17 protein-coding genes are annotated in these 16,199 nt (G+C 66.3%); 9 read left to right on the plus strand and 8 right to left on the minus strand.

What is annotated here, in order from left to right; genetic code table 11:
• Positions 1–308: 308 nt before the first annotated feature.
• Together MUB52_RS10800 and MUB52_RS10805 are read left to right on the plus strand one after the other, a co-directional pair.
• Positions 309–1,643, plus strand: coding sequence for a DEAD/DEAH box helicase (locus MUB52_RS10800; protein WP_263844237.1), 1,335 nt, complete (start codon positions 309–311; stop codon positions 1,641–1,643).
• Positions 1,644–1,720: 77 nt separating this feature from the next.
• A complete protein-coding gene (locus MUB52_RS10805; RefSeq protein ID WP_263844238.1) occupies positions 1,721–2,620 on the plus strand; it encodes a DMT family transporter in 900 nt (299 codons plus the stop codon).
• Between the two features lie 60 nt (positions 2,621–2,680).
• On the opposite strand, the gene MUB52_RS10810 is transcribed toward MUB52_RS10805, so the two are convergent.
• The 4 genes from MUB52_RS10810 to mazG all read right to left on the minus strand — a co-directional run bounded on the left by MUB52_RS10810 (position 2,681) and on the right by mazG (position 6,425).
• On the minus strand, positions 2,681–4,093 hold the full coding sequence (locus MUB52_RS10810) for a protein adenylyltransferase SelO (protein ID WP_263844239.1): 1,413 nt from the start codon (positions 4,091–4,093) through the stop codon (positions 2,681–2,683).
• Positions 4,094–4,133: 40 nt separating this feature from the next.
• On the minus strand, positions 4,134–4,583 hold the full coding sequence (locus MUB52_RS10815) for a GNAT family N-acetyltransferase (RefSeq protein WP_263844240.1): 450 nt from the start codon (positions 4,581–4,583) through the stop codon (positions 4,134–4,136).
• The gene (locus MUB52_RS10820; protein ID WP_263844241.1) at positions 4,580–5,521 is read right to left on the minus strand and encodes a nucleoside hydrolase; all 942 of its coding nucleotides are present in this window, start codon (positions 5,519–5,521) and stop codon (positions 4,580–4,582) included. Before MUB52_RS10820 ends, MUB52_RS10815 begins: the two co-directional genes overlap by 4 nt.
• 85 nt (positions 5,522–5,606) lie before the next feature.
• Entirely contained in the window at positions 5,607–6,425 is an 819-nt protein-coding gene (mazG, locus tag MUB52_RS10825; RefSeq protein WP_263844242.1) for a nucleoside triphosphate pyrophosphohydrolase, read from the minus strand.
• Between the two features lie 64 nt (positions 6,426–6,489).
• Between mazG and MUB52_RS10830 the strand changes: the two genes are divergently transcribed.
• Genes MUB52_RS10830 through MUB52_RS10845 form a run of 4 tightly spaced genes read left to right on the plus strand, consistent with a single transcriptional unit; the run spans position 6,490 to position 10,026 of the window.
• Positions 6,490–7,656, plus strand: coding sequence for a M20 aminoacylase family protein (locus MUB52_RS10830; protein ID WP_263844243.1), 1,167 nt, complete (start codon positions 6,490–6,492; stop codon positions 7,654–7,656).
• Between the two features lie 3 nt (positions 7,657–7,659).
• On the plus strand, positions 7,660–8,634 hold the full coding sequence (gene speB / locus MUB52_RS10835) for an agmatinase (RefSeq protein ID WP_263844244.1): 975 nt from the start codon (positions 7,660–7,662) through the stop codon (positions 8,632–8,634).
• Positions 8,631–9,584, plus strand: a complete 954-nt coding sequence (gene speB, locus MUB52_RS10840; protein WP_263844245.1) for an agmatinase — start codon at positions 8,631–8,633, stop codon at positions 9,582–9,584. Before speB (MUB52_RS10835) ends, speB (MUB52_RS10840) begins: the two co-directional genes overlap by 4 nt.
• 46 nt (positions 9,585–9,630) lie before the next feature.
• Positions 9,631–10,026 carry a DUF1499 domain-containing protein gene (locus MUB52_RS10845; RefSeq protein WP_263844246.1) on the plus strand — a complete coding sequence of 132 codons (396 nt, stop codon included), beginning with the start codon at positions 9,631–9,633 and terminating at the stop codon, positions 10,024–10,026.
• On the opposite strand, the gene MUB52_RS10850 is transcribed toward MUB52_RS10845, so the two are convergent.
• Positions 9,970–10,257, minus strand: coding sequence for a hypothetical protein (locus MUB52_RS10850; protein ID WP_263844247.1), 288 nt, complete (start codon positions 10,255–10,257; stop codon positions 9,970–9,972). The genes MUB52_RS10845 and MUB52_RS10850 overlap by 57 nt on opposite strands.
• 62 nt (positions 10,258–10,319) lie before the next feature.
• Between MUB52_RS10850 and prfA the strand changes: the two genes are divergently transcribed.
• The 3 genes from prfA to MUB52_RS10865 all read left to right on the plus strand — a co-directional run bounded on the left by prfA (position 10,320) and on the right by MUB52_RS10865 (position 12,984).
• Positions 10,320–11,375: a peptide chain release factor 1 gene (prfA, locus tag MUB52_RS10855; RefSeq protein ID WP_263844248.1), complete on the plus strand. Its 1,056-nt coding sequence runs from the start codon at positions 10,320–10,322 to the stop codon at positions 11,373–11,375.
• 14 nt (positions 11,376–11,389) lie between these two features.
• Positions 11,390–12,205 carry a peptide chain release factor N(5)-glutamine methyltransferase gene (gene prmC, locus MUB52_RS10860; protein WP_263844440.1) on the plus strand — a complete coding sequence of 272 codons (816 nt, stop codon included), beginning with the start codon at positions 11,390–11,392 and terminating at the stop codon, positions 12,203–12,205.
• Between the two features lie 224 nt (positions 12,206–12,429).
• Entirely contained in the window at positions 12,430–12,984 is a 555-nt protein-coding gene (locus tag MUB52_RS10865) for a DUF4167 domain-containing protein (RefSeq protein ID WP_263844249.1), read from the plus strand.
• Between the two features lie 139 nt (positions 12,985–13,123).
• Here MUB52_RS10865 and rsmA read toward each other — a convergent pair whose 3' ends face one another.
• The 3 genes from rsmA to MUB52_RS10880 are packed head-to-tail and all read right to left on the minus strand — an operon-like array spanning position 13,124 to position 16,192.
• Entirely contained in the window at positions 13,124–13,966 is an 843-nt protein-coding gene (gene rsmA, locus MUB52_RS10870) for a 16S rRNA (adenine(1518)-N(6)/adenine(1519)-N(6))-dimethyltransferase RsmA (protein WP_263844250.1), read from the minus strand.
• A gap of 34 nt (positions 13,967–14,000) precedes the next feature.
• Complete coding sequence (gene pdxA / locus MUB52_RS10875) at positions 14,001–14,975, minus strand: 4-hydroxythreonine-4-phosphate dehydrogenase PdxA (protein WP_263844251.1); 975 nt, start codon at positions 14,973–14,975, stop codon at positions 14,001–14,003.
• Positions 14,972–16,192, minus strand: coding sequence for a peptidylprolyl isomerase (locus MUB52_RS10880; protein ID WP_263844252.1), 1,221 nt, complete (start codon positions 16,190–16,192; stop codon positions 14,972–14,974). The genes pdxA and MUB52_RS10880 overlap by 4 nt, the downstream gene beginning before the upstream one ends.
• Positions 16,193–16,199 lie beyond the last annotated feature (7 nt).

Here is a 16,199-nt window from a genome sequence, read left to right on the forward strand (position 1 = left end):
GCTTTGCTTCCAGTGACGTTTTTCGCTTCTTTTCGGTTGACTTATGGGCCCAGAACCCCCAAGTGCAACCCAAGCGATGTCGTCTGCCGCGTGAGCAGTCCGGAGAGCTGCGGGATCTCCCCGCCGGAAGTGCTCTCCTCGAACGGCCCGCTGATGTTCCCAAAATCACGCGTGGGTGCAGACGCCATGGACGGGTGCCAGCATGAGGCGGCGCCTGCGATCCGGTTGGCGTGCCACGACGGGGCCGAGATGGCCTCGATATGAGATATCGCGCGCGCCCGCTGTGGCGCTGCGCCGGAAAGAGATGAATGAGCGATTTTGACATGATGGGCCTGCCGCCGAAACTGGTGGCACGGCTGACCGAGATGGGTCTGACCGATCCGACCCCGATCCAGAAACAGGCGATTCCGCATGCGCTGAACGGGCGCGACGTGATGGGGTTGGCACAGACCGGCACCGGCAAGACGGCGGCCTTCGGCGTGCCACTGGTGGCACAGATGCTCGAGCTGGAGGGGCGGCCCGCGCCGAAGTCCGTGCGCGGGCTGGTATTGGCGCCGACGCGGGAGCTGGCGACGCAGATCAGCGTGAACCTGCGCGGCTTTGCCGAGAAGACGAATGTGCGCGTGGCGATGGTGGTGGGCGGGCAGTCCATCAACCGCCAGATCGATCGGCTGGCGCGCGGCGTGGATTTGCTGGTGGCGACGCCGGGGCGCTTGCTCGATCTGATGGATCGCCGTGCGGTGCGGCTGGATGAGACGGTCTTCCTGGTGCTGGATGAGGCCGACCAGATGCTGGACATGGGCTTCATCCATGACCTGCGCAAGATCGCCGCAGTTCTTCCGAAAGAGCGTCAGACGATGTTGTTTTCGGCGACCATGCCCAAGCAGATGAACGAACTGGCGCAGAGCTATCTGCGCCGTCCCATTCGCGTGGAGGTCTCGCCTCCGGGCAAGGCGGCGGACAAGGTCACGCAGGAGGTGCATTTCATCGCCAAATCCGAGAAGGCGGGGCTGCTGATCGAGATGCTGGCGGGGCATCGGGAGGAGCGCGCGCTGGTCTTCGGGCGCACGAAACACGGCTCGGAGAAGTTGATGAAGACGCTGGTGAAGGCCGGCTATGCCGCCGCGTCGATCCATGGCAACAAGAGCCAGGGGCAGCGTGACCGGGCGCTGGCCGCCTTCAAATCCGGCGAGATCACCGTGCTGGTCGCGACGGATGTGGCGGCGCGGGGGCTGGACATCCCGGATGTGAAACACGTCTACAACTACGATCTGCCGAATGTGCCGGACAGCTACGTGCACCGGATCGGGCGGACCGCGCGAGCAGGCAAGGATGGCGCGGCCATCGCCTTTTGTGCGCCGGACGAGATGGATCAGCTCAAGGCCATTCAGAAGACCATGGGGGTTGCGATTCCCGTGGGATCGGGGCGGCCTTGGGAGGCCATGGACGCGCCGGCTGAGACCAAGCCCAAGGGCCGCGGTCGGGGGCGTGGGCGCCGTTCGGGCTCTGGCATGTCTGCTGCTGGACAGGCGCCGGCGGCGAAGCCCGGTGGCAACCGGCGTCGGCGGCGGCGCGGCGGCAAACCTGGTGGCGGGCAGGGCGGTGCCTCTGGGCCCTCGGGCGGCGGGCGACATGTAGCCTGAGCGGTGCCGGTGAATTGACTTTGTAACGGGGCGGGCCGGGAATTGACATTCCTCCGGCCCCGCGCCCTTGTGGCGCCATGGAGCAGAAATCTCACATGGATGCCTTCGGGGCGGCGGCGCTGATCGCCTTCGCGCTGCATCTGGCTTTCAACCAGGTGGTGATCAAGGTGACCAATGGGGGCTTCAACCCGGTCTTCGCCGCCGGCCTGCGCTCGGCGGGGGCCATTCTGGTGTTGCTGCTCTGGATGCGGCTGCGCGGCATCAGCCTCGCGGTGCCGGGCGCAGCGGTGCCTGCGGGGCTGGTCTCGGGTGCGCTCTTTGCGCTGGAGTTCACCTGCCTTTTCACCGCGCTCGATTTCACGACGGTGAGCCGGGCCTCGGTGATCTTCTATTCCATGCCGGTCTGGCTGGCGATTGCGAGCCATTTTCTCATCCCGTCGGACCGGCTGACGGGCGTGCGGGTGCTCGGGCTGGTGCTGGCCATGGTTGGCGTGGCGCTGGCGCTGCTCGACCGCGGTGACAGCACCGCGAGCCTGACGGGCGACCTGCTGGCGCTGACCTCAGCCATGTGCTGGGCCGGGATCGCGCTCTGCGTGAAGATCACGCCGCTCAACGCGGTGCCGCCCGCGCAGCAGCTGATGTTTCAGGTGGTGGTCTCGGCCCCGCTGTTGCTGCTGGCCTCGCTGGCCTTCGGCGATCTGATCCGCGATCTGCAGCCCATTCACCTGGCCGGGCTGCTGTTTCAGATCGTGGCGGTGGCGAGCCTGGGGTTTCTGGCGTGGTTCTGGCTTCTGTCGATTTACCCGGCCTCCTCGGTGGCCTCCTTCAGCTTCCTCTCGCCGGTTTTTGCGGTGATCCTCGGTTGGCTTCTGCTGGGTGAGGAGGTGAGTGTGAAGGTCTGGGTCGCGCTGGTGCTGGTGGCGGCAGGCATCACTCTGATCAACCGGCGGCCGCGATTGGTGCGGTCGGGGATGTGAGTATTTTTGGACGGGTGAAGGGGCGAGCGCCAGAAGATCCGGCGGGCGGGTGAGGGGCCGTCAGGTGCCGCAGAAGGTGGCGGGCACGCGTTCAGCATCGGTGGGTGGGCGCATGAGGTCGCGGTCATCCGTGGTGTAGGGGGCGGCGAGCGCCTGCATCAGCCGGGTGAACGGCGCGGTGTTGCCCGCGACGGCGGCCTCGATCATCTCTTCGATGCGGTGGTTGCGCGGGATGATCCTTGGTGAGGCGGCCTGCATCGTGGCCTGCGGGTCGTCCTCGGTGGCGATGCGGGCCTGCCAGCCGGTGGCCCAGGCGTCGAAGGCGTCCCGGTCAAGGAATTGATCGCGGGCGTCCGCGCGGGCAAGTGCGTCGAAGGTATTGGTGAAGTCGGCACGCTCCTCCTGCATCAGCTTGAGCAGGTCCTCGATGAGCGCGATGTCGTCCTGTTGCGGGTCGGAGAGGCCGAGCTTGGCGCCGAACCGTTTGAGCCAGGCGGCTTCGATCTGCGCCGGCATCGCGTGCACGATCTGGCTGGCCTCGTCGACCGCCTGTGCCGGATCTTCCAGCTGCTGGATCAGCGCGGTGGCGAATTGCGCCATGTTCCAGACGATGATGCGCGGCTGGTTGGAGTAGGCATAGCGGCCCATCTGATCGATGGAGCTGAAGACCGTGTCGGGGTGATAGTCGTCTATGAAGGCACAGGGGCCATAGTCGATGGTCTCGCCCGATATGGTGCAATTGTCGGTGTTCATCACGCCGTGGATGAACCCCACCGACATCCAGGCGGCGACCAGATCGGCCTGGCGGGCGCAGACCGCGCGCAGCAGCCCCATAGGGCCGTCGGCGTCCGGCGCGTGGCGGGCGATGGCGTAGTCGGTCAAGCGCTTCAACTCGGCCTTTTGGCCGCGATAGGCGAAAACCTGGAAGGTGCCGACGCGCAAGTGACTTTGGGCCACGCGGGTGAGCACCGCGCCGGGCAGGGCCGCCTCGCGGTAGACCTCTTCGCCCGTGAGCACGGCCGCAAGTGCCCGCGTGGTGGGGACGCCAAGCGCGTGCATCGCCTCGGAGATGACATATTCCCGCAGCACGGGGCCCAGCCAGGCGCGGCCGTCGCCCATGCGGGAGTAGGGCGTCGGCCCCGAGCCTTTCAGCTGGATGTCGCGACGAACTCCGTCGGTCCCCACCGTCTCGCCCAGCAGGATCGCGCGGCCATCGCCGAGCTGTGGGTTGAAGGTGCCGAACTGGTGGCCGGCGTAGAGCTGGGCGAGCGGCGCGGCGCCCTCCGGCACTTTCTGGCCGGAGAAGATCGCGGCGAGCTCGTCTTCCGGCGCCTCCGGCAGGCGCAGGCGTGCGGCCAGATCGGTGTTGTAGGCAAAAAGCCGCGGCGCCTTGACCGGGGTCGGATCAAGCCGGGTGTAGAAGCCGGGTGGCAGCGCGGCATAGCTGTTGTCGAAGGGGGCGGCGAAACTCATGCCTCCTAGATAGGCGCACGAGGCTTGGGACGCCAGAGGTTCAGAACCGGCGGGTCATCAGCATGTAATCGGGGCGCGGCGTGAACCCGGCGCGGGCATAGAGCTTCTGTGCGCCTTTCGCAGTGCGGTCAACCTCCAGGTGCAGCGCCTTGAGGCCCGCGCCCGCAAGTGCCCGGGGCAGGCTGTGCAGCGTCTCCGAGGCGATGCCGCGCCCGCGCACGCCGGGGCGGATGTAGATCTCATCGACAAATCCGTCGAGCCCGCCGAACTCCAGCGACCAGCCGAAGGTGATCACGACATAGCCGATGGGCGCGCGGGGCGGCCCGATGAGATAGGCGGCCCCATGCGGTGAGCCTTCGAGGAGCGGCATCAGCCCGGCGCGGCGGGCATCATCAGCCAGGTCGATCCCGGCCTCGGCATGAAAGGCCGCCACCAGCGCGTCGAGCCGGTCAGCGTGTTCGGGCTGTGCCAAGGTCAGCGCGGCACTCATAGCCGGGCCAACCGCTCGGTCAGAAGCCCGAAGAAGCCATCCGCATCGATGTCCTGGATAAAGAGCGCATTGGGCGGGCGGTCGGTCACCCCCCACCAGTCGGCCACGGTCATGCCCATGGTCAGTTCAGACTGCGTCTCGATCTCGACATTGATCTGGCGGCCGCTGAAGAGCTCCGGGCGGATCAGATAAGCGGTCACGCAAGGGTCATGCAGCGGCGCGCCGTCGGAGCCGTATTTCTCGCGGTCGAAGCGCTCGAAGAAATCGGTCATTTCAGCGACGGCGGTTCCGACGGCATTTCCCAGATTGCGGAAGGCTGCGTTGCGGGGGGCGGTGACCAGGGCCTTGTGGGTCACGTCGAGCGGCATGACCACAATCGGAACACCGGATTTAAACACGATATCAGCAGCTTGCGGGTCGACATAAATGTTGAATTCTGCCGTGGGGGTGATATTGCCGACCTCGAAATAGGCCCCGCCCATCAGCACGATTTCCTGTACCGTCTCAGCGATCTCGGGCGCGCGGGTGAGCGCGGTGGCGATGTTGGTGAGGGGCCCGAGCGGGCAGAGCGTGACCGATTTTGGTGCGGCGGCGCGCAGTGTCTCGATGAGGTAGTCGACGGCGTGCGTCTCTTGCAGCGGCATCACTGGATCGGGCAGCACGGGGCCGTTCAGCCCGGTCTCGCCGTGCACATGCTCGGCCGTGACCAGATCGCGCCCCAGCGGGCGGTCGCAGCCGGCATAGACCTTCACCTCCGGCTTGCCCGCCAATTCGCAGATGATCCGGGCATTCTTCGAAGTGAACGCCAGCGGCACATTGCCAGCCACACAGGTGATGCCCAAGACCTCGATCTCCTCCGGGCTGGCCAGGGCCAGCAGGATAGCAACCGCGTCGTCCTGACCGGGGTCGGTGTCGATGATGATCTTACGGGGGGGCATGGAGGCTCCAGAATCGCGCCGCCGCACCGTCGCAAGCAACGCGGAATTTGTCCAGACGGTCAGGAATGGGTGAGCGCGGGCGCGCTCAGGCGCGGGCGTGTTCTGCGGCCTTGATGTCGGACCAGAGCGCGTCCATCTCTTCCAGCGTGCTGGTTGCGGGGGTTTTGCCGCGCGCGGCCAGACGGGCTTCGACCTCTTCAAATCTGCGTGTGAACTTCGCATTGGTGCGGCGCAGGGCGGCTTCGGGGTCGACGCCGAGGTGGCGCCCGAGGTTGGCCATGACGAAGAGCAGATCGCCGAATTCATCCTCGATCTCATCGGCGCTGAGGGTGTTCTGCGCTTCGACCAGTTCCGCGGCCTCTTCGCGCAGCTTGTCGAGCACCTGTGTGGTCGAGGGCCAGTCGAAGCCTACGCGGGCGGCGCGCTTTTGCAGTTTCAGCGCGCGCAGTAGTGCCGGCAGTCCGATGGCGACCCCATCAAGCGCGCCTTTCTGCGCCTTGCCTGCCCGTTCGGCGGCCTTGATCGCTTCCCAATCGGCGGTCTGCTGAGCGGCGGATTTATCCCGGTTCTCGTCGCCGAAGACATGCGGGTGGCGCGCGACCATCTTGTCGGAGATCGCCTGCACCACGGATTGAAAGGAGAAATGTCCGGCCTCCTCGCCCATGGCCGTGTGATAGACCGTTTGCAACAGCAGATCGCCCAGCTCGCCCTCCAACTCGGCCCAATTGCGGCGCTGGATTGCATCGGCAACCTCATAGGCTTCCTCGATGGTGTAGGGCGCGATGCTGTCGAAGTCCTGTTCGATATCCCACGGGCAGCCGGTGTCGGGGTCGCGCAGGCAGCGCATGATGTGCAGCAGCCGCTCGATGCCCGCGTCTTGGTCGTGGATCAGATCGTCCCCCATTGCAGCCCGCCTCTCTGTCGTGTCACATGCACCTGACAAACAATCACCCAAGGAGTCCACCCCTATGCCCGTGGTAAACCGGATTGCCGACATGAGTGCGGAGATGGCGGCCTGGCGCCAGCATCTGCATACGATCCCGGAGTTGGGGCTGGAGTGCCACAAGACCGCCGCTTTCGTGGCGGAGCGGCTGCGCGAGATCGGGGTCGATGCGCTGCATGAGGGGATCGCCAAGACCGGGATCGTCGCGATCATCGAAGGGCGCGGTGAGGGGCCGACGATCGGGCTGCGCGCCGATATGGACGGCTTGCCGATCACCGAAGAGACGGGCGTGCCCTATGCCTCGACCCATGACGGCAAGATGCACGCCTGCGGCCATGACGGACATACGGCGATGCTGCTGGGGGCGGCCAAGTACCTGGCGGAGACGCGGAATTTCGCAGGCCGGGTGGCGCTCATCTTCCAGCCGGCGGAAGAGTTCGGCGGCGGCGGCGAGGTCATGGTGCAGGAGGGCATCATGGAGCGCTTCGACATTGCGCAGGTCTTTGCCATCCACAACGCACCGGGGAAGGACTTCGGCAGTTTCAACACGCGCAGTGGGCCGATTATGGCGGCTGCGGACACCTTCCACATTCGTATAACCGGCAAGGGCGGCCATGCGGCGCGGCCGCATGATACCATCGACCCGGTGGTGGCGGCCTGTTCTCTGGTGCAGGCGCTTCAGACCATCGTCAGCCGCAATCGCAACCCGCTCGACCAGCTGGTGATCTCGGCGACGCAGATCCACGCCGGCACCACCGACAACGTGATCCCCGAGAGCTGCTATATCAACGGGACCATCCGGACCTTCAGCAAGGAGGTGCAGGCCATGGTTGTGAAGCGGATGCAGGAGATCGTGGACGGCCATGCGGCGAGCTTTGGCCTTACGGCCGAGCTGGAGATCGAATTCGGCTATCCGCCCACGGTGAATCACGCGGCTCAGGCCGAGTTTGCGGCAGAGGTGGCCGGGGACGTGGCGGGCGAAGCGGGTGTGAACCCGGACGTCGACCCGGTGATGGGGGCCGAGGATTTCTCCTACATGCTGGAGGCCCGGCCGGGCGCGTATCTGATGCTGGGGCAGGGCGATACCGCGGGCGTGCATCATCCGAAGTACAATTTCAACGATGAGATTGCACCGATTGGCGCTTCGTTCTTTGCCCGGCTGGTCGAGCGGTCGCAACCGGTCAGCGCCTGACCCATGGCGCTGGAAGATGCCAAGACCCAGATGGACCACGCCTTCACGCGGGAGGATCCGCGGGGGCCGAGCTTCGAGCTGACCTTCGGCGGCGCGCTGTCCTTCCTGCGCCGGCGCTATACCAAGGACCTCGCGGGTGTCGATATTGCCGTGACGGGCGTACCCTTCGATCAGGCGGTGACGAACCGGCCCGGCACGCGGCTGGGTCCGCGTGCGATCCGCGAGGCCTCGACCCTGCAGGCGCCGGACCCGCCTTATGGCTGGCCCTTCGATGTCTTGTCCGAGCGGGTGATCGTGGATTACGGCGATCTGGCCTTCGACTACGCCACTATCCCGGCTTTCCCGGACGCGCTGACCGCGCATGTCGGCGGCATTCTCGAGGCAGGTGCGGCGAGCGTGGTGCTGGGCGGCGATCACTACATCAGCTTCCCGATCCTGAGGGCCTATGCGGAGCGGTATGGTCCGATGAGCCTGTTGCAGTTTGACGCCCATACCGACACCTGGGCGGATGACGACATGTCCCGCGTGGATCATGGCACGATGTTTTACAAGGCGGTGAAGTCGGGGATCGTGGACCCGGCGAGCTCTGTGCAGGTGGGGATCCGGACGACGAATGCGGACACGCTGGGGGTGAGTATCATCGATGCCGCCGAAGTGCACGCATGCGGGCCGGCGGCGGTGGTGCAGAAGATCAAAGCCATTCTCGGGGATCGGCCCTGCTATCTGACCTTCGATATCGACGCGCTCGATCCGGCCTATGCGCCGGGCACGGGCACGCCGGTCTGGGGCGGGCTGACTTCGGCGCAGGCGGCGGCGATGCTGCGGGGGCTGGCCGGGATCAACATCCGCGGCGGCGATGTGGTTGAGGTCTCGCCGCCCTTTGATACAACCGGGGCGACCGCGATTGCGGGCGCCCATGTGGCGACGGAGATCCTGTGTCTGCTGGGCTGGCGGATGCGCGAAGAAGGCAAGGCATGAGCAGACAGAAGAACCAACCGATCAGCGGCAACGATCTCGCACGGTTTTCGGGGCCGGGCAGTTTCATGCGGTTGCCGTATGTGAACGATCTCAAGGGGCTCGATGTGGCTTTCCTCGGCATCCCGATGGACATCGGCACCTCCTGGCGGTCGGGCACGCGGTTCGGACCGAAAGAGGTGCGGAGCCAGAGCGCGATGATCCGGCCCTATCACATGGGCACCGGCGCGGCCCCGTTCGACAGCCTGCAGGTGGCGGACATCGGCGATCTGGCGATCAACACCTTTTCGCTGGCCGACAGTCTGCGGATCATTCAGGAGAGCTATGAGGCGATCCTCAACTACGATGCGATGCCGATGGCGATTGGCGGCGATCATTCGATCACGCTGCCGATCCTGCGGGCGATGCACAAGCGCTTCGGGCCGGTGGCGCTGGTGCATGTGGATGCGCATTCGGATGTCAACGACGAGATGTTCGGCGAGCGCGAAACGCATGGGACGGTGTTCCGCCGCGCCTATGAGGAGGGGCTGATCCTGCCGGAGAAGACCTATCAGATCGGGCTGCGCGGCACCGGCTATACCGCGTCTGATTTCTCGGAGGCGCAGGGCTGGGGGTTCCAGCAGTTCCCGGCGCAGGAGCTGTGGCACCGCAGCCTCTCGACGCTGGGGGGCGAGGTGCGCCGCGACATCGGGCCGGATCAGGCGACCTATGTGAGCTTCGACATCGACAGTCTCGACCCGGCCTTCGCGCCGGGGACGGGCACACCGGAGATCGGCGGGCTGACCACGCCCCAGGCGATGGAGCTCATTCGCGCGCTGAAGGGGCTGAACATCGTGGGCTGCGATCTGGTGGAGGTCTCGCCGCCCTATGATGCGACGGGCAACACGGCGCTGGTGGGCGCGAATATCCTCTTTGAGCTGTTGTGCGTCCTGCCCGGCGTGAAGGTGCGCTGAGGGTGTGGGCGCCTCCGGCGGGAGTATTTCTGGACGGGTGAAACGCATGGTGCTTTGGGGTCTGATCGGGGCGATCGTTGCGGCGATGGCCTATGTGCGGCTGGCCCCGATTGATCCAGAGCGCTGGCATCTGCCGGTGGAGATGGCGGAGGATGCGGATCTCGCGGGCGGTGCGGTGCGGGTTATTCCGGCGGAGGAGGGGACCTTGCAGGCGGTCGATGAGCTGATGCGGGGCTTGCCGCGGACGCGGGTTCTGGCCGGATCGGTCGACGCGGGCCATGTCACCTATGTGACGCGCTCTGCCGTGTTCGGCTTTCCGGACATGACAACGGTCGAGCTGCGTGGCAACGACATCCGGATGTTTGGGCGATTGCGCTTTGGCGCGTCAGATCTGGGCGTCAACCGCAAACGACTGGAGGGGGTGATCGCCGCCCTCGAGTGACGAAGACAGGCAGCCTTGGCTCACCTCGCGCCACATCGGCACGTTGAGCGACATCTGGCACTGTGCCATGAACATGCGCCCGTCCACTTGCAGGCAGATGGTCTGCCCCAATTCAATCCGGCTGCCGGAGCTGTCGGTGCAATAGCACTCGACGGTTTTGCCGCTGGGGCTGGTGACGTCGGCGAGACCGGGCAGGGCGGCCCATATCAGAAGCAGGCTCAATCGTTTCATCGCGTCAGACTAGCATGGCTGTGGCCCTTGACCAACGGCTTTCAATGTCTCAGAGACGCTGCATGATCCCGGTGGAGCAATTGCAACAAATTACGGCACGGTTCGAGTATCTCGAGGCTGCCATGGCGGCGGGCGACGCGTCCGCTGACATCGCTGCGCTGGCCAAGGAGTACTCTGATCTGCGGCCCGTGGTCGAGCAGATCGCAGCCTACCGGCGCCTGCTGAGCGATCTCGACGAGGCGCAGCAGATGCTGTCTGACCCCGACATGGCCGCTTTGGCCGAAGAGGAGCTTCCGCGACTGAAACAGGCACTGCCGGAGGCGGAGGCCGCCTTGCAACTCGCTCTCTTGCCGCGCGACAAGGCGGATGCACGGCCCGCGATGCTGGAGATCCGGCCCGGTACGGGTGGCGATGAGGCGGCGCTCTTTGCCGGGGATCTGATGCGGATGTACCAGCGCTATGCGGATGCCAAGGGGTGGACCTTCGACATCATCGAGATGCAGGAGACCGAGCTTGGCGGCGTGAAGGAAATGGTCGCCCACATCAAAGGTCAGGATGTCTTTGCGCGGCTGAAGTTCGAGAGCGGGGTCCACCGGGTGCAGCGCGTCCCCAGTACCGAGAGCGGCGGGCGCATCCACACCTCGGCGGCCACAGTGGCGGTGCTGCCCGAGGCCGAGGAGGTGGATATCCGGATCGACCCGGGCGATCTGCGCATCGATACGATGCGCTCGTCCGGGGCGGGCGGGCAGCATGTGAACACCACCGACTCGGCGGTGCGGATCACCCATTTGCCCACCGGCCTGGTGGTCACGAGTTCCGAGAAGTCGCAGCACCGCAACCGCGAGATCGCCATGCAGGTGCTGCGCGCCCGGCTTTACGATATGGAGCGCAGCCGTGTCGACAGCGAACGCTCGGCGGATCGGGCGGCACAGGTGGGCTCGGGTGACCGCTCGGAGCGCATCCGGACCTACAACTTCCCGCAGGGCCGCATGACCGACCACCGGATCAACCTCACGCTCTATCGGCTGGACGCGGTGATGCAGGGCGATCTGGATGAGATCGTCGATGCGCTCACCGCGGATGCACAGGCGCGGCTGATGGCGGAGATGGGCCAGTGACGGCGGCCGAGGCCATGGTGGCCGCGATGGCGCGGCTGCGCGCCGCAGGGGTGCCGGACCCGGCGCGGGATGCGCGGGTGCTGCTCGCCCATGCGGCCAAGGTCGACGCGGCGCGGGTCACGCTGATCGCGCCCGAGGACATCGCGCCCGATATCGCCGAGCGCTATGACACTCTGGTCGCATTGCGAGCCGTGCGTGTGCCGGTCTCGCAGCTCATCGGTGCGCGTGAGTTCTACGGCCGCGCCTTCGAGATCAGCCGCGAGGTGCTGGACCCGCGGCCCGAGACCGAAGCCTTGATCGAGGCCGCCCTGTCGGAGCCCTTCGAGCGCGTGCTCGACCTTGGCACCGGGTCGGGCTGCATTCTGGTCACGCTGCTGGCCGAGCGGCCGGAGGCCGAGGGCGTCGGCGTCGACCTCTCGGAGGCCGCTTGCCTGCACGCCAGCGCCAACGCGGCGCGCCACGACGTTGCCGCGCGCGCGCGCATCCTGCAATCGGACTGGTTCGAGGCGGTGGAGGGGCGCTTTGATCTGATCGTGGCGAACCCGCCCTACCTCGCCGCGGAGGAAATGGGCCGGGTTCAACCGGAGCTGCGCGATCACGAGCCGCGGCTGGCGCTGACCGACGGTGCGGATGGTCTGACGGCCTATCGGGTCATTGCGGCACAATCACAAGGATACTTGAGCGCGCAAGGTCGCGTTCTGGTTGAGATTGGCTGGCAACAGGGTCCTGAGGTCACCGCGATTTTCCGCGCGCAGGGCTGGGGCGAGGTGGCGATTCTTCCCGATCTGGCGGGGCGCGACCGGGTGGTTTCCGCCGCAAAACCCGGGTGAGATCCTCTGAAAACGCAGGAAAAATCCACAAATCTGTGTAAAAACCCGACTTAACTCTTGCGGCAGCGCGGGCTGCGTGCTTATTCAAAGGTGTTGCAGCGGTGGATGCCCAGGCAAGGCGGTCCCGCGCGGCGTTAAGCCCAACATGTCGACATCCCGGATAGCATTGGTCGAGACGCCCTATCCGGTCACACGATCCACAGCACGAAGGCTGAGCGAGCTTCATGAAATCATCGAGATCCCGGTCCCGCTCGAAGGGCAACCGTAACCGGTCACAAGGCAATCAGGGCGGGAACGTCGTCAACCGCGTGTTCGACAGCTCCGGCCCAGAGGGCAAGGTGCGCGGGACACCACAGCAGATCATCGAGAAATACAACCAGCTGGCGCGGGATGCACAGCTGAGCAATGATCGCGTGGCAGCAGAGAACTTCCAGCAGCATGCCGAGCACTACACGCGGCTGCTGTCGGAGGCGCAGCGCGAGATCGAAGCGCGCCGGGAAGAGCAGGAGCGGCAGAACCGCGAACGCCAGGCCGAACGCGACCGCGAGCGGGCCGAGCGTCAGGAGCGCGAAGCCAATCAGGCCGTGGTGGATCAGAGCGCGCAGCCGCAGCCCGATGTTTCGGGAAATGACGAGGAGAGCACGCTGGTCGAAACGCCCGAAAGCCAGCCCAAGCCCAAGCGGGCCCCACGCCGCAAGCCGCGTCCCAAGGCGGAGAAAGCCGAGAGCCCGGAGGGATCCGCCCCTGGCGGGGACGACGCGCCCAAGGCTGCGGAATAGAGCGTTTCGCCTTTGGCCTCAGACGGGATGGATGTATCACCTCTTGCGTTGATTTTTTTTGAAATCAGGCAGCGATAGGTGATGCAGGTTCGAGACGAATTGCTTGAGACCACCTCAGACCCCGCTTTGGCGGGGTTTTTCACGGCTGTGCGACGGCACGCGCCAAAGCGCAAAATCCTTCCAGCGAGATCTGCTCTGCCCGGTCGGTGGGCGCGAGCCCTGCGGCGGTGAGCCGATCTTCGATATCGGGCGCAATCCCTTTCAGGGAGGCCCGCAGCATCTTGCGGCGCTGGTTGAAGGCGGCGGCGACGACGCGGCTCAGGACCGCTGCATCGGCCGGAAACCGTGGCTCCGGCAGCGCGGTCAGATGCACCACGCTGCTCGAGACCTTGGGCGGCGGGCTAAATGCTTCCGGCGGCAGTTGCATCACAATCCGGGCCTCGGCGCGCCACTGCGCGAGAATGGCGAGGCGCCCGTAGGCCTTGCTGCCCGGCTGCGCCACGATGCGCTCGGCCACCTCACGCTGGAACATCAGCGTGAGGCTCTGCCAGAAGGGAGGCCAGTCGGGCGGGGTCAGCCAGCGGACCAGAAGCTCCGTCCCCACGTTGTAGGGCAGGTTGGCCGCGACGCGGATCGGCGGCGTCAGATGCGCCGCCGGGTCGATGTGCAGCGCGTCGCCTTCCAGCACGGTCAGGCGGCCGGGGTAGGCCGCGGCGATCTCGGCCAGCGCCGGCGCGCAGCGCGCGTCTTTCTCAATGGCGAGCACATGGCGCGCACCTTCGGCGAGCAGCCCGCGGGTCAGCCCACCAGGCCCCGGGCCGATCTCGAGCACATCGCAAGCCGCAAGGTCGCCCGCCTGTCGCGCGATCTTGGCAGTGAGATTCAGATCCAGCAAAAAGTTCTGCCCCAGCGACTTGCGGGCCCGCAGGTCGTGCGCGCGGATCACCTCGCGCAGGGGAGGAAGGCTGTCTATGGCACCCATCTTCATTGCTTCCCAAATATGCCCGCCGGGGGCGTCACAGGCCGGCCATCCGCGCCGCCAGTCTGATCGCTTCGATCATGCTGGTGGGGTTCGCGGTGCCTTTGCCTGCGATGTCGAAGGCGGTGCCGTGGTCGGGTGAGGTACGGATGAAGGGCAGGCCGAGGGTCACGTTCACCCCGCGGTCGAAATCCAGCGTCTTGATCGGGATCAGCGCTTGGTCGTGGTACATGGCGATGGCCGCATCATACTGCGCCCGCGCGGCAGCATGAAACATCGTGTCGGCCGGCAGGGGGCCACGCAGATCGAAGCCCTCGCCGCGCATCGCGTCGAGCAGGGGCGCGATCCATGTCAGCTCCTGCCGTCCCATGGTGCCGCCTTCGCCGGCATGCGGGTTCAGACCGGCGACGGCGAGGCGCGGGGAGGCAACGCCGAACCGGGTCCTGAGGTCTGCATGGGTGATCTCAATGGTCTCGCGCAGCAGTGCCGGAGTGAGCGCTTGCGGTACGTCTTCGAGCGCGATGTGGATGGTGGCGGGCACCACGCGCAGCTGATCAGAGGCCAGCATCATCACCGCCCGTTGTCCATCGCCTGCCAGTGCTGCGAGGTACTCGGTGTGCCCGGGATAGGCAAAGCCCGCGCCCTCGATCAGCGCCTGCTTGTGGATGGGGGCGGTGCAGAGCGCAGAGGCCCCGCCCCGGCGGACCAGCTCCACCGAGGCCGCGATCACATCGATCACCCCTTGCGCGTTGGCCGGGTCCGGCACGCCCGGCGTGGCGGGCTGCGGGAAGGGATGGGCGAGGACGGGCAACGCCGCGTCGCCGACCTCGGCCACTTCATTGGCTGTCTCGATCACCCGGTGCGGTGTGGCGGGAGGCAGGTGGCGCGGATCGCCCATCCAGACCATGGGGACCGCGCCGCGGAGTGCCGACCAGGCCGCAGCTGCGATCTCTGGCCCGATGCCCGCCGGTTCGCCGCAGCTAATCACCACGGGCGCCGTGGTGTCTGTCATGGGGTGACGATACGGGCGTCGGCACGCAGTTGGTCGAGCAGGCTGTCCGCATAGGCATTGAGCCGGGCCGAGCGCAGCGAGCGCGCCACATCCTCACGCGCCACATCCTGGTTCACCTCAGATGTCCGCCCGCAGAGCATCAGAAAGACCAGCGTTTCACCATTGGCCCGTGTGAGCGCGGTGGAGACCTCGCCGGGATCGAGCTTGCTCAGTTCGAAGGCGATATCCTGCGGGATCTCGCCCGGTGGCCTGCTCCCCCGCTCCAACACCTCTTCGGGCTGGCCTTGTGCGATGCCGTAGAGATCATCGCAGACATCGACCTCGGCGCGCACGCGCTCGGCCGTCGCCAGGGCGGCGGGCGACCGACCGCCGGGGATGTAGTAGGCCGCGTATTCGATGGCGGCGAAGGATTGCGACGGCGCGCCGGTTTCCTCGATGTCGCGCAGCTGGAAGAGTGCGACCGCATTTGGAATGGGCAGCGGGTCGGTGATTTCGCCCGGCGCCAGCGACAGCAGGATCGGCCGCAGGACCGGCGGCAGGTTGTTCAAGTCCTGCCAAGGCAGCCGCCCGCCTGCCTCGCGCGAGGCAGTGGCGGAGAACTCGCGGGCGTAGTTGGAGAACTCCTCAGTCGACTGGCTGGCCGCGATCTCAAGCGCGATCTCGTCCACCTGCGCCTTCTGTTCGGGCGGGGCAGGGATGATGATCTCGGAGACGAGGACGCGGATGCCGGTCGTCCCGCCGCTGGAGCCGAGGGCGCGGTCGATCTCTGTCTCGCTGATCTGCACCCGCGCGCCGAACCGCGCGCCGATCAGATCGCGCCAGGCGATACCAACCTCGACGAAATCGCGGAAGGTCTGCTCGGCCACGCCACCTTCTGTAAGGGCTATGATGAATTGCTCGGCGCTCAGGTTGGCGCGCGCGGCAAACTCCTCCATGCCCGCCTCAAGTGCCTCGGTCGTGAGCTCGAAGCCCGCGGCTTCCACGGCCTGCGCCTGCAGCCGCTCGTTCACCAGCGTTTCGATCACATCGGCCCGGCCGCTGCCCGGAGAGTTCAGCAGCCGCAGGAAGGCGGCGCGCTGCTCGATCTCATATTCGGTGACCACATCGTCATTGACATAGACCGCCGGGTCGAAGAGCCCCTGGGCCGCAACGGGTGCGGCCAGGGCGATGCCTGTTGCCAGTGCGATGATGGTGCTCAGTCTGCTCACTGCCGTCATGTGTCGA

Origin of the sequence: Roseobacter sinensis, assembly GCF_025755255.1 — a bacterium.
Classification (GTDB): domain Bacteria; phylum Pseudomonadota; class Alphaproteobacteria; order Rhodobacterales; family Rhodobacteraceae; genus Roseobacter; species Roseobacter sinensis.

Bases quoted from the DNA above. Each gene is read 5' to 3' on its own strand.
- MUB52_RS10800 (WP_263844237.1), top strand. From the start codon at position 309: ATGAGCGATTTTGACATGATGGGCCTGCCGCCGAAACTGGTGGCACGG.
- MUB52_RS10805 (WP_263844238.1), top strand. From the start codon at position 1,721: ATGGAGCAGAAATCTCACATGGATGCCTTCGGGGCGGCGGCGCTGATC.
- MUB52_RS10810 (WP_263844239.1), bottom strand. From the start codon at position 4,093: ATGAGTTTCGCCGCCCCCTTCGACAACAGCTATGCCGCGCTGCCACCC.
- MUB52_RS10815 (WP_263844240.1), bottom strand. From the start codon at position 4,583: ATGAGTGCCGCGCTGACCTTGGCACAGCCCGAACACGCTGACCGGCTC.
- MUB52_RS10820 (WP_263844241.1), bottom strand. From the start codon at position 5,521: ATGCCCCCCCGTAAGATCATCATCGACACCGACCCCGGTCAGGACGAC.
- mazG (WP_263844242.1), bottom strand. From the start codon at position 6,425: ATGGGGGACGATCTGATCCACGACCAAGACGCGGGCATCGAGCGGCTG.
- MUB52_RS10830 (WP_263844243.1), top strand. From the start codon at position 6,490: ATGCCCGTGGTAAACCGGATTGCCGACATGAGTGCGGAGATGGCGGCC.
- speB (WP_263844244.1), top strand. From the start codon at position 7,660: ATGGCGCTGGAAGATGCCAAGACCCAGATGGACCACGCCTTCACGCGG.
- speB (WP_263844245.1), top strand. From the start codon at position 8,631: ATGAGCAGACAGAAGAACCAACCGATCAGCGGCAACGATCTCGCACGG.
- MUB52_RS10845 (WP_263844246.1), top strand. From the start codon at position 9,631: ATGGTGCTTTGGGGTCTGATCGGGGCGATCGTTGCGGCGATGGCCTAT.
- MUB52_RS10850 (WP_263844247.1), bottom strand. From the start codon at position 10,257: ATGAAACGATTGAGCCTGCTTCTGATATGGGCCGCCCTGCCCGGTCTC.
- prfA (WP_263844248.1), top strand. From the start codon at position 10,320: ATGATCCCGGTGGAGCAATTGCAACAAATTACGGCACGGTTCGAGTAT.
- prmC (WP_263844440.1), top strand. From the start codon at position 11,390: ATGGTGGCCGCGATGGCGCGGCTGCGCGCCGCAGGGGTGCCGGACCCG.
- MUB52_RS10865 (WP_263844249.1), top strand. From the start codon at position 12,430: ATGAAATCATCGAGATCCCGGTCCCGCTCGAAGGGCAACCGTAACCGG.
- rsmA (WP_263844250.1), bottom strand. From the start codon at position 13,966: ATGGGTGCCATAGACAGCCTTCCTCCCCTGCGCGAGGTGATCCGCGCG.
- pdxA (WP_263844251.1), bottom strand. From the start codon at position 14,975: ATGACAGACACCACGGCGCCCGTGGTGATTAGCTGCGGCGAACCGGCG.
- MUB52_RS10880 (WP_263844252.1), bottom strand. From the start codon at position 16,192: ATGACGGCAGTGAGCAGACTGAGCACCATCATCGCACTGGCAACAGGC.